At 40.0% G+C, this 11864-nt stretch carries 11 protein-coding genes; 10 read left to right on the top strand and 1 reads right to left on the bottom strand.

The annotated features are described in order from the left end of the window. Window positions 1-30: 30 nt before the first annotated feature. The 7 genes from CV014_RS07500 to CV014_RS07470 all read left to right on the top strand — a co-directional run bounded on the left by CV014_RS07500 (window position 31) and on the right by CV014_RS07470 (window position 7748). A complete protein-coding gene (locus CV014_RS07500; protein ID WP_103138461.1) occupies window positions 31-555 on the top strand; it encodes a CIS tube protein in 525 nt (174 codons plus the stop codon). Between the two features lie 70 nt (window positions 556-625). Further along, the gene (locus CV014_RS07495; RefSeq protein WP_236141463.1) at window positions 626-2593 is read left to right on the top strand and encodes a VgrG-related protein; all 1968 of its coding nucleotides are present in this window, start codon (window positions 626-628) and stop codon (window positions 2591-2593) included. 140 nt (window positions 2594-2733) lie between these two features. After that, a complete protein-coding gene (locus CV014_RS07490) occupies window positions 2734-3021 on the top strand; it encodes a PAAR domain-containing protein (RefSeq protein ID WP_236141462.1) in 288 nt (95 codons plus the stop codon). 337 nt (window positions 3022-3358) lie between these two features. Continuing rightward, window positions 3359-5560 (top strand): hypothetical protein, encoded by a 2202-nt coding sequence (locus CV014_RS07485; protein ID WP_236141461.1) that lies wholly within the window; start codon window positions 3359-3361, stop codon window positions 5558-5560. Between the two features lie 18 nt (window positions 5561-5578). After that, window positions 5579-6529: a hypothetical protein gene (locus tag CV014_RS07480; protein ID WP_236141460.1), complete on the top strand. Its 951-nt coding sequence runs from the start codon at window positions 5579-5581 to the stop codon at window positions 6527-6529. A gap of 9 nt (window positions 6530-6538) precedes the next feature. Further along, window positions 6539-7345: a hypothetical protein gene (locus tag CV014_RS07475; protein ID WP_236141459.1), complete on the top strand. Its 807-nt coding sequence runs from the start codon at window positions 6539-6541 to the stop codon at window positions 7343-7345. Between the two features lie 34 nt (window positions 7346-7379). After that, a complete protein-coding gene (locus CV014_RS07470) occupies window positions 7380-7748 on the top strand; it encodes a WD40 repeat domain-containing protein (protein WP_236141458.1) in 369 nt (122 codons plus the stop codon). Between the two features lie 57 nt (window positions 7749-7805). On the opposite strand, the gene CV014_RS07465 is transcribed toward CV014_RS07470, so the two are convergent. Then, the gene (locus CV014_RS07465) at window positions 7806-8651 is read right to left on the bottom strand and encodes an alpha/beta fold hydrolase (protein WP_236141457.1); all 846 of its coding nucleotides are present in this window, start codon (window positions 8649-8651) and stop codon (window positions 7806-7808) included. A gap of 532 nt (window positions 8652-9183) precedes the next feature. Here CV014_RS07465 and CV014_RS29910 point away from each other — a divergent pair. The 3 genes from CV014_RS29910 (at window position 9184) to CV014_RS07455 (ending at window position 11857) form a co-directional block, all read left to right on the top strand. Then, the gene (locus CV014_RS29910) at window positions 9184-9315 is read left to right on the top strand and encodes a hypothetical protein (protein ID WP_268964547.1); all 132 of its coding nucleotides are present in this window, start codon (window positions 9184-9186) and stop codon (window positions 9313-9315) included. 205 nt (window positions 9316-9520) lie between these two features. Beyond that, complete coding sequence (gene nifH, locus CV014_RS07460; RefSeq protein ID WP_236141456.1) at window positions 9521-10495, top strand: nitrogenase iron protein; 975 nt, start codon at window positions 9521-9523, stop codon at window positions 10493-10495. A gap of 705 nt (window positions 10496-11200) precedes the next feature. Next, on the top strand, window positions 11201-11857 hold the full coding sequence (locus CV014_RS07455) for a TetR/AcrR family transcriptional regulator (RefSeq protein WP_236141455.1): 657 nt from the start codon (window positions 11201-11203) through the stop codon (window positions 11855-11857). Window positions 11858-11864: the final 7 nt, after the last annotated feature.

The following is an 11864-nucleotide window of genomic DNA, read 5'->3' as shown; positions in this document are numbered from 1 at the left end:
TTAACAGTCAACAATTAACAGTCAACAATCATGAGTACCACCCTTTTAGTTAAAGCCAAATTAATTGCAACAGAACAAGCTGCACCCGATATTGAATTTATGTTCAATCCCACCCAGCTAGATTTTTCCCAACAAATCAACCTCACTAAAAGTAGTGGTGCGCGGACTGGACGAGGATTACCTAAAGTCAGCTTTGCCTATCCTGAACCTTGTATCCTGACCATTAACAACATTATCTTTGATACCTACGAAGCAGGCACAAGCGTCCTAACTCATCTGAAAAAATTTGAAAAAGCCGTCAACTTTGCAGAGGCTGGAACAGGTGTAGATAAACGTCCACCTATATATATATTTACCTGGGGTGATCAACAGTATATCCGTTGTTTTGTCCAATCACTTAGCTACAGCTTGACACTATTTTTACCAGATGGTACGCCCGTAAGAGCCAAAGTAAACCTGACACTAGAAGAAGTAGACGAATCAATTACACAACCAGGAATGGGCGCGCCCGCTAGCGTCAACAGAGGCGGTGACAACAGAAGCAAACGCAAGTAATTCGACTTTCGGTTAATAGCCTAGTGCCATTGATCCTCTTAAGCTATGGAAAACCCATTGTGCTTATCCTATGCCCGGAGTCAGTTACATCCCCGAACCCCTATTGCAAATTGATAACACTGATGCTTCTAAAGAATTAATTGAAGACATTTTGCAAATCTCTGTAGAAGAGAGTCTCCATCAACCAGGGATGTTTACCTTAGTCATTCGTAATGACTACTTTCCTGGAAAAACAACTGAAACTACCTGGAAACATCAAAGTTTATTTGCTATTGGCAAAAAAATCAAAATTGGCTTTGTTTCCAGCACCACAGAAAACGCAGAGTTTCAGGATGTAGAACAGGGTTATGTACTGGAAGGGGAAATCACTGCTATAGAAACTGAATTTACACCTGAATCACAAGCTCCGATTGTGATTCGGGGTTATGATATTTCTCACAGATTACATCGGGGACGTTATAACCGTTCTTTTCAAAACGTTACTGATAGTGATGTTGTCACCCAAATTGCAGGTGAAACAAGTATCACAACCGGCACAATAACTACCACAACTCCTGTTCATGAATACATCTTTCAAGAAAACCAAACTAACATGGAATTCTTGCGAGAAAGAGCCGCCCGCATAGGTTTTGAATTATATGTGCAGGATGGGAAACTCAACTTTCGTCAACCCACACAAAGCCAGACTTTATCTCTGCAATGGCTCAAAGACATCCACAGTTTTCGTGTTCGTGTAACCAGTGCGGAACAGGTGAGTTCTGTAGAAGTGCGGGGTTGGGACTACGCTACAAAGAAATCGATTGTATCAACAGCCACAACAGAACAAGTAATTACCAGTACAGATAATGGTAAAGGTAGCGTCAGTAGCAAGAAATTTACCATTCAGCCCAAGATGATAGTTGTAGATCAACCTGTGTTTAGTACAGCTGAAGCGCAAAAAATCGCTCAAGCTTTGTGTAACGAACTGGGGGGAGAATTTGTCTATGCAGACGCGAAAGGAGAAGGTAATCCTTTAATTAGAACAGGAAAAGTCATCAAGCTGACAGATATGGGAAATTACAGTGGCAGTTATTACGTTACAGAAACTCGTCACCTCTTCCAAAAACGCAAATATACCACAGAATTTAGTGTGCGGGGATTACGTCCAGGAGACTTATTCGCTACATTAACCCCGCAGCAACACTTGCAACCAGGACAAACTTTGTTAGTGGGAATTGTCAGTAATAATAAAGATCCTAAAGGTTGGGGTAGAGTCAGAGTGAAATTTCCCACCTTGACTGAAGAACATGAAAGTAATTGGGCGAGAGTAGTAAGTGTAGGTGCAGGGCCAGGTAGGGGTTTTGATTGTTTACCAGAAGTTAATGATGAGGTTTTAGTAGCTTTTGAACATGGTGATATTCATCGCCCCTATGTAATTGGTGGGGTGTGGAATGGTACAGATGCGCCACCAGAAAGTGTCAATGATACCATTGTTAATGGTAAAGTCCGCCTCCGCACCTTTAAAACTCGTGTGGGACATAAATTACAGTTTGTAGAAGAAGATAAAGGCACCAAAAAAGGCGTTTATTTACAGACAATAGGTGGTCATAATTTTCGTTTAAATGACAGTGATAAATTTGTAGAATTAGAGACAACTGGCGGACATAAATATCGTGCTGATGATAGCAATAAAACAATTAGTTTAACTTCTACTGGTGATATTACAGTTAAGTCGGGAACTACTGGCACAACTAAGAAAATTAGTGTAAATGGTGGAGAAATTGCCCTAACTGCCACGCAAAAAATTAGCCTCACAGTAGGAGCAACTAGTATAGAATTAACTCCCAGTGGCATTACCATGAGAACCACTGGAACAGTGAGTATACAAGCTGGTAGCTCTATGAGTGTACAATCTGGTGGTTCTTTGAGCGTAACTTCTGGTGCGTCAATTAGTGCTACTGCTGGTGCGTCAATTAGTGCCAGTGCGGGGGCTTCCGTGAGCATTAATGGAGCTGCTACCGTCGGCATTATGGGCGGTATAGTTAGGCTTAATTGTTAATAGTCAATAGTCAATAGTCATTAGTCATTAGTCATTAGTCATTAATTTACGTTGTCTCCCTCATCTCTTAATCCCCAGTCCCCAGTCCCCAATCCCCAGTCCCCAATCCCCAGTCCCCAATCCCCAATCTCTAATCCCCTATGTTTCCAGCCGCACGACTTACTGATTTAACTGTTACCGGTGATCCGATTACTGCACCTGGTGTTCCTAATGTGTTGATTATGGGTTTACCCGCCGCTTGTGTTGGTGATTTGGTGGTGGGGCCAGTGATTACGGGTAATATTGTGTTGGGTTCTTTTACTGTATTAATTGGTGGACGACCAGCCGCTAGAATCACTTCTCAGGTAGCTGGTGTGAATACTGTGACGGGTATACCTTTAACTACTGTTGTAGGGGTAGGTGCGCCGACTGTATTAATTGGTGGTTAGGGACTTCCAGATAAAAAAACATCCAAACTGTAGGGTGCGTCAGTGCGAGAAAACCTAACTATACCAAGAGGTTATTTATACTGACGCACCCTACTAAGCTGTTTATTTGGGATAATTTATTTTTTGGTGTTCCCTTAAATTTAACAGGACTTACACAAGTGTTACAATTGACGGTGCGTGACGCGATAAGTCCGATAACTACGTTTAAATTCTGTCACAGCGTCACACACCCTACATAAAAATATACCAGTTACGGAAGTCCTACTTAAAAGTCATTGACTGCGTAAGTTCAATTAGTAATCAAGTATAAGTCTTATATAAAACCTGATATTTATTTATGAGTAGAACTGAGCGCATTGCTAAGATTATTGCAAAACGCCAACCGTTGGCGAAAAAAATTACAGAGGTAGAAGAAAATTTAAATTCTATTGCCTATGCACTCCACTACTTAGAAAACTATCGCAATCAGTTATTAGCAACGGTTGAAGATATAAGTATTTCAGGAAGATTGCAAGCTATTGATTTTGCCAAAATCCAATTGAATTTGGCAGCTGAGTTAGAAGCTTTAAGTAAGCTCAAAGCTCGCTTTTCGCGTAACACTCTTAACATTGGTGTGATTGGACGAGCGAGACAGGGAAAAAGCCGTCTATTACAAAGTTTAACGAAATTAACAGCAGCAGAAATTCCTGATGGAAGTGGTGAACACTGCACAGGAGTCCGCAGTACAATTTACCATAACCCAGCTTTTGAAACCTATGGAGAAGTGACTTTCCATACAGAACGGTCTTTCTTGGATGAAGTAATCGCTCCCTATTATGAACAGTTGAAATTGGGTACTAAACCAATTACATTAGGAGAGTTTGCCACTCAACCATTACCCTCTTTGCCTAGTAACTTTGCTGGTGCTGAGGGTGGTGCAAAGTATGAACATCTGCGGGGATATCATAAAAATATTGATAAATATCGTCATCTGTTTCGGGAGATTTCACCACGGCGCATTTCTAGAGATGAAATTAGAGCTTATGTAGCACAAGATAATCTTGAAGGTGAACGTATTTATTTTAATTATGTGGCAGTTAAGGATGTAAAAATTGTTTGTAAATTCCCTAATGATGATGTGGGGCAAATTGCTCTAGTTGATTTACCAGGATTGGGCGATACAGGTATTGGTGATGAAGAAAGAATGGTCAAAACTATTGGCCAAGAAGTTGATGCGGTTCTCTTTGTCAGAATGCCAAAACCTTCTGGTGATTTTTGGGGAGATGTGGATGTCAAACTTTATGATACAGCTCGTTCAGCTTTAACTGATTTGCCGATTGAGCAGTGGTCTTTTATGGTTCTCAACCGCACAGATAGAGGTTCAAATTATGGAGATAATGCTTCTAACTGTGAACGATTGACACAAAGTATTGTTGATAAACATATCAAACTTGTAGAATGTATAACGGCAAATTGTGCTGATCCTGATGAAGCCAATAATAAAGTTTTGGATCGTGTGGTTGATTATTTAGCGACTGAAATCACCTCCCTAGATAAAAAATATGCCTCTTCTTGTCAGGAAAGACTTGAGCAACTCCAAAGTGCTATTGATGCTGAATTAGATAAAGCCAAAAATGCGTTAGGACAGCCGATACAGTCTGCCGAAACTAGTAGGTTTGAAGTTCTATTTAAACAACTTTGGGAACAACTGACAACTGGTTTAGAGATTTTACTTAAAGAATTAAGTAAACAGATAAATAAGCATGATCGTGACTTTAAGGAGGCAGTTGAGGCTGCAATTAAAGCTTGTTACGAAGATACTAAATTACCGTCTTCAATAGAGGGAATTGAAGTTAGACGTAATGTCAGTAATTCTTATGAAACAGCTTATAATGAATATTTAAATGAAATTCGCGCCCATATTTCCAAACATTTTTTAACTTTAGATGAGGGGTTAAAAAATTCTTTGAACCGTGTGAAATCTCAGGTGGCGCAAGTATTGATAGAAAAAGGTAATTTAGGAGGGCTAACTGAGGTAAGAGGGGCTGATTTTATTCAGGCGATCGCCAAACTATTACCTGATGACCTCATAGGCGATGGACAACCTTGCAGAATCAAATTCGGTTTCCAAATTCTAGCAGAATTCGAGTTATCTTACCGAGGCATGATTCAACACCGCATTCGTAAATGTCTGAATGATTTATCTCCTGATACGAAAACTCTCAAACTCCCACCAAACCCCAATGCTCAACAAGTAATGAGCAATCTAAAAGCACTACATGGCGAAGCAGTTTATCAATGCGAAACAGCCTTAGATGAATTGCTGTGTGAGCCTTCCCAAGCGGGTTTTGCCATAGTGGAAGAGTTTCTTGATCGTGTGCTACGTGCAGAAGAAGTTGAAATAGAGTGGCGGATATTTTTGCGAGAAGAACGCGCTGCAATCTGGCCTGATGAATTTGAGTTACTGGGTGAACGTACTAGACTAAGAAGAGAGTGGCTAGAAGCAATAGAAAAAGTCGCGATCGCCAATCAATTAGACTCTATGAAATTTCTCAATTAATTCACTCAGGAAAATACAATGCCATCAGAATTGAAAATTACTATGCTAGGACATAGAGGTGTAGGTAAAACTAGTATTTTAACAGCTATGTATGAGCAGTTTGATACTACTATTGGTGAAGTAGGTCTGCAACTCACACCAGACTTAGAAAGTTCGGCTCTATTATCAAAACGTTTAGGTGAATTAAAAGCTCTATTAAATGATTTTGAAGCAACAGGAGGCTTAGAAGGAACTGAAGGGCATAAATCTTTTACATTTGGTCTGGGTAAATTGGGAGGTAAACCCAATTTACAATTGAGTTTTCAGGATTTTCCAGGCGGTTATCTCCGAGATAACTTGGAATTTGTAGAGAAACAAGTGAAAGAATGTGCCGCCGTTTTAATTGCTATTGATACACCATCTCTTATGGAAGCAAACGGACGATGGCATGATTTAATCAATAACCCTAAGCAAATTACTGATTTTTTCAAAAGTGCGTACGCCGATTTAGAAGAACCAAAACTTGTGCTGTTAGTACCGGTTCGCTGTGAAAAATATATCCAAAAAGAAGAAGATGCAAAAAAGGTACTAGAACGCATCAAAGAAAAATATAGTGGTTTATTGCGTTTATTTGGCAGTGAAAATTTGCTGACAAAGGTAGCTTGTGTGGTGACACCTGTGCAAACTGTAGGAACTGTATTCTTTTCTCAGATTAAAGAAATTGATGGTAAACCCCATTTTTATTTCCGTAAAATTGATCATCATGCCGAATATAGTCCCCAAGATAGTGATCAGCCACTACGATATCTTTTACGCTTCGTACTCAAGCTTCATTTAGATACCAAGCGCGGCTGGTTCAATCGTGTTCGGCGTTGGCTAGGTTGGGATGAATATTTAAAAGAAGCAGCTCGTAAATCTGCTGAAAAATGTAAGCATACTGGTGGATTTGAAATTTTACAAGGTCTCGACTTACTGGATATTAAAAAATAGGAGTTGGACATGGAAATTTATGTTTACAGTGCTGGTGTTTCTCAACAGGATGATTATTGTTGGCAGAAGATTACAGAAAACTATCAAGAAAAAATCAGTGAACCAGCATTAGTCAGCAAATTTAAAGAACTTCTAGAAACTGAATCTCCCTCTCTACTATTAGCGCGTGATTATAACCAGTTAATTTTACTAATAACTGGTATGAAAGCTAGTCAAAGAAGAGATTATCGGGGTCGTACTATACGTAACTCTGTTGCTTGGATTTTTCCTAAATCTGAAGAAAATGAGCAGAAGTTACAAGAATTAGCGGCTCTTTCACTCAGAGGAGAATTAGACAATAAAATTGACGATGCTATCACACAAGATGCTGAATATGGATTTAAAGTCTCTTTTCAAGAAATAGGTGACATAATTAGTAATTTAAATAAAAGAGACAGAATTAACACAGCAGAATCTAGTTATATGTTAGCTTACAATTCCCAAGCTAACAGAGATAAACTAGCAACTCTTTTGGAAACAAAAAGTTTGCCTCCTCAAGAAAAAAATGTAGACGTACTAATAGTAGTTACTGGCATCAAAGCAGAGGATGCTTTAATCAAAAATTTAGTCTGGCGAGGACTATCGAATTTGATTAAACATCAAAGTTTTACTGAATACAATCCACAAGTTACTAATATAGTTAAAAAAAACTCAGGTGGTTCAAGAAAGCAAGAAAATAACAGTCAAACGTTAATTTTAATATTTGCTGGTTTAGGCTTGGCGGTACTATGTCTTTTGGTTTTTTTTTCGCTTTTTTTTACCAATTCAAGGCTATAAACCAACATACCCCCCTACCAGTGCTGTAGCTGCTATGAGTTTGGGAGGACAACATATTGTTAGTAATACCAATGGAAATTTACTTGTACAGAATCTGACAGATACAAATCCTAGTAGTTCTCCTAGAGAAGTAAAACCAACTATTGAAGTCTCATCTCTTGCCATCAACTCTGATGGTACAGTTATTATTGGTGGTGCTAATGATGGGCAAATATGGCTATGGCAATATGATAATGCTCAAAAGCAATTTAACGGTAAACCTTTTCTCAAAAAGCATATTGGCAAAGTTTTATCAGTAGCAATTAGTCAAGATGGCAATACTATTGCTAGTAGCGGTGCTGATGGAACGGTGTTTATGTGGAATAGAAAAGGAGAAATTATAGATGAGAAAAAATTAAAATAAATCGAGTTGGTGTTTTAGCGATCGCATCCCAATTATACAGAGGCGATCGCATAATCATCACTTAGTCCGGCGCACAAAGGGTAATAAGTCTTGTAAAATCACCTCATGATAGTGTTCTTGCGGATAGTGACCGACGTTATTGAGTTTAATCACTTCCGCATCGGGGACAGATTTAGCGAAACTTTCCGCTATCTCTATCGGCAACCAGGGGTCAATCATCCCCCATTGAACTAAAATTGGTTGTTGCCATTGTTGAAAACCCGTGGTAATCTCGCTCATGGCGGCTGGTAGTTGCAGGTTGCGAATCGTGGTTAATAACGCACGTCCCACGGCGGAAGTTTTTAAATAAGGTTTGCGGTAGACATCTAAATCTGCATCTCCAATGCGATAGCGACTCCCACCTTCTAAGGTGCGGTCAACTAACAAAGGATCTTGAGTCATCATATCACCCACAAAAGGCCAACCCATTTGTTGCAGTTTCCAAGGCAATTTTGCATCCTGAGAAATAGGTGTATTTAAAATAGCAATGTTGGCAATTTTTTCGGGATTTCTTAAAGCATATTGCAGACCGACAGAACCTAAAAAACCTTGCACAACTAGCGAAAAACGTTCTATTTCTAATGCGTCAATAAAACCTGATAAGGCTTTAATATAAGCATCAGGAGTGTAAGGAAACTCTTGTTTTTCCGGCTTGCCAGAAAATCCAGAACCAATCCAATCTGGTGCGATCGCTCTTGTACCTTGTCCGGCTAATCCTGGTAAAATATTACGCCAACTGTAACTTTGTGATGGGATTCCATGTAATAAGACTACAGGCAATAAATCAGTTTGACCAATTGGCGCAGATTCTCGATAAAACCACTCTAAAGAATCTACTGTTATTTTATTTTCTGTTATCGACACGCTATGTTCCTATCTGTTTTATATGGCAAATCTTACCATTTTGCCGGATGTGTCAAATCAGAGAGTAGAGGAGTTAATATGCGGGGCTTGCAGATTTGAGATTTATTCCGCCCAATTCCGGGACATGAACCGAAAAACCTCAATTCCAAATTCGGAGGTTCAAAAACAGAGGGCTGAAACCCTTTTCCAATAAAGGTTATGATAACTTTCTAAAAAATTCTTCCAAAATTTTTAACTAGCGCAAGTAAACTAGCGATTTGTATGTTATGCTTGACTTATAGGGAATCAAAAACGCAACCAAAGTATAAGGCAAACTCAAGCCTTAGATTTCCGTTGCTGGAAACAACGTCAGTCCGCTTCAGACTTTGTGTCAAGCAAAGTAAAAATAAACAGCCGATGCAGCACGATAGTTGACATTGCAAAAATTGAGGAATCAAAAGTTATGAGTGGTGAGTTGTTATTTCTCTCACTCTTGACTACCGTTTCCAGAGTTTTTCAGTAGTGTTGTTAGCGGTAGCGGGGCGTTCAGCCCATGCAATTAATCTTACTTTTTACTCAGCACTCGTTACTCAGCACTCATTTGGTCAATATTCAAAATATTATACGAGCGATCGCACTTCAGGCGGCGCATACTACTGCACCTATTCATTTAGAGATGATGTAGTGCGCTAGCGTTGCATAGCCAAAAGAAGCTGCTTGTCTTCAGACATCAACAGATCAAATTGTACCAACACTGGAATATGTATTCAATCTACAACTTTTTGGTTGTAGAACGCGCACCTCCAAAGACGTTCTACAACAGCTCAAGTCTGAACGCTTCAGATGACAGACTCACGACAATCACACAATCAATTGGAGACTAAACCATCATGTCCGACGCAAACATTAGACAGATAGCTTTTTACGGTAAAGGCGGTATTGGTAAATCTACCACCTCCCAAAACACCCTCGCCGCTATGGCAGAGGTGGGACAACGTATTTTAATTGTCGGATGTGACCCCAAAGCTGACTCTACCCGTCTGATTCTCCACACTAAAGCCCAAACCACCGTACTGCACTTGGCTGCTGAACGTGGTGCAGTAGAAGACCTCGAACTCGATGAAGTGGTACTCAAAGGCTTCCGCGATATCAAATGTGTAGAATCTGGTGGTCCAGAACCAGGTGTAGGTTGTGCCGGTCGTGGTATTATCACCGCGATTAACTTCCTCGAAGAAAACGGTGCATATCAAGATGTAGATTTCGTATCCTATGACGTATTGGGTGACGTTGTATGTGGTGGTTTCGCCATGCCAATTCGGGAAGGGAAAGCGCAAGAAATCTACATCGTTACTTCCGGTGAAATGATGGCGATGTACGCTGCAAACAACATCGCTCGCGGTATTTTGAAATATGCTCACTCCGGCGGTGTACGCTTGGGTGGTCTAATTTGTAACAGCCGTAAAACTGACCGAGAAGACGAACTGATTACTACACTCGCAAACCGGTTAAGCACCCAGATGATTCACTTCGTTCCCCGCGATAACATCGTACAGCACGCTGAATTGCGTCGGATGACTGTGAACGAATACGCACCTGATAGCAATCAAGCTAACGAATACCGCATATTAGCCGACAAGATTATCAACAATCAAAATATGGCTGTTCCTACACCCATCGAAATGGATGAGTTAGAAGCATTGTTGATTGAGTTCGGTATCCTTGAAAGCGACGAAGACAAGGAAAAACTAGTCGGTATGAGCAAGGCTGAAGAAGAAGCTATCAAGAAGCAAGAAGAACTCAAAGCTCAAGCACTGGAAGCTGTGCAGAAAGGTAACGTTGAAATTGTTGCCGGTGATAAAAGATAGAGTTTGTGTTTAGTATTAGCTGCTAAATACAGTTAACTATAGGGTGGATTCTTCCTATCCACCCTCCATGAAAAAATTTATTGAAATGTGGAGGCACGCCTATAGATAATCTCAATTTTTGTCGTTTTACCCTAATCTTCTTTACCCTATTTTTCCTCATCATTTTTTAATGCTGATTTAGTAAATTTCACTGTTTTTTCTCCTTCTCTGCTACGTTGGTTTTTATGTATTAGGGAATTGGGAATTCCTGCTCCCAATTCCCTATTTTTGTATAAAAAAATCAAGATATAGGAATCCGCTTTGATTCGGTGAAAGTATTTGCGTAGTAAGGGAATGGGGAACAGGTTAAAAGGGATAAAAGTGTACCTAGTTTCACAGAAATCAAATATGATTCCTATATCTATCCCTATTTGGTATTGTTGGGTATTTTAAATTGGTATCATCCTGCATCCATACTCTGGAATTTTTGCCATTTATCTCACTCAAATGACAATGGTCGATCATTGCATATAGTGTTTCGTCAAGCAGGGCGATCGCTGTTTTACGACCGCAGAGGAACATTAAATTCTGACTCATTGAAAGATTCCCCCTAGTCATCTAAACTTAAATATGAGCAATACTCATTTATAAATATATGATAATCACTCATATTCAGTCAAGAAAATATGAGTAATAGTCACATTTTGCGACATAGGGAGGTAATCTATGACTGAAAGTCCATCAGCCGCAGGTGGAATGCGCCGCAAACCCCGACAAGCGCGTAGCCAGGAGCGAGTCAATCGAATTTTGGATGTAGCAGAAGAACTGTTTATCACTCAAGGTTATGCAGCCACAACAACCAATGCGATCGCCTCTGGTGCTAAAGTCCCGATTGGGTCACTTTATCAGTTTTTCCCTGACAAATCTGCAATCATGCAGGCACTTGCTTTGCGTCATGAGGAAAATATTCATCAAAAGTTAGCAGTGCTGGATAATCCTGAATTAGCCAATCTGCCCTTAGATGTTCTCGTAGAACAAATGATTGATATCACTGCTCTGCATTTCTCGGATAATCCTGGTTACTACGCCATTTTTATGGCACTCCAGGGTTCAATGCCCGAATTACAAGCCGTCGGCGAGGTTATGGATAATCAACTGATGCAAGATGTAGCCAGTTTATTAGCTAAACGGGCAGCAGGGTTAGAAACAATAGACTATGAAGCGATCGCCTTTATTTTAGTCAAAGCGATCGGCACATTATTATGGCTATCCCTCAGTCAAGAAAAAACGTTTCAACCGCGATTATTAGCAGAAACCAAACGCTTGGCGTTAAGTTATCTGCAAAGCTATTTCCCGTCTGATGGGAGCAACGCGACTTTGTGAAATCATC

Origin of the sequence: Nostoc sp. CMAA1605 (assembly GCF_021596505.1) — a bacterium.
Taxonomy (GTDB): Bacteria; Cyanobacteriota; Cyanobacteriia; order Cyanobacteriales; family Nostocaceae; genus Trichormus.
The sequence above is the reverse complement of the archived record's forward strand: the minus strand, read 5'-3'. Positions and strand labels throughout refer to the sequence as shown.

Bases quoted from the DNA above. Each gene is read 5' to 3' on its own strand.
- CV014_RS07490 (WP_236141462.1), top strand. From the start codon at position 2,734: ATGTTTCCAGCCGCACGACTTACTGATTTAACTGTTACCGGTGATCCG.
- CV014_RS07495 (WP_236141463.1), top strand. From the start codon at position 626: ATGCCCGGAGTCAGTTACATCCCCGAACCCCTATTGCAAATTGATAAC.
- nifH (WP_236141456.1), top strand. From the start codon at position 9,521: ATGTCCGACGCAAACATTAGACAGATAGCTTTTTACGGTAAAGGCGGT.
- CV014_RS07475 (WP_236141459.1), top strand. From the start codon at position 6,539: ATGGAAATTTATGTTTACAGTGCTGGTGTTTCTCAACAGGATGATTAT.
- CV014_RS07500 (WP_103138461.1), top strand. From the start codon at position 31: ATGAGTACCACCCTTTTAGTTAAAGCCAAATTAATTGCAACAGAACAA.
- CV014_RS07480 (WP_236141460.1), top strand. From the start codon at position 5,579: ATGCCATCAGAATTGAAAATTACTATGCTAGGACATAGAGGTGTAGGT.
- CV014_RS07455 (WP_236141455.1), top strand. From the start codon at position 11,201: ATGACTGAAAGTCCATCAGCCGCAGGTGGAATGCGCCGCAAACCCCGA.
- CV014_RS29910 (WP_268964547.1), top strand. From the start codon at position 9,184: ATGCAATTAATCTTACTTTTTACTCAGCACTCGTTACTCAGCACTCAT.
- CV014_RS07470 (WP_236141458.1), top strand. From the start codon at position 7,380: ATGAGTTTGGGAGGACAACATATTGTTAGTAATACCAATGGAAATTTA.
- CV014_RS07485 (WP_236141461.1), top strand. From the start codon at position 3,359: ATGAGTAGAACTGAGCGCATTGCTAAGATTATTGCAAAACGCCAACCG.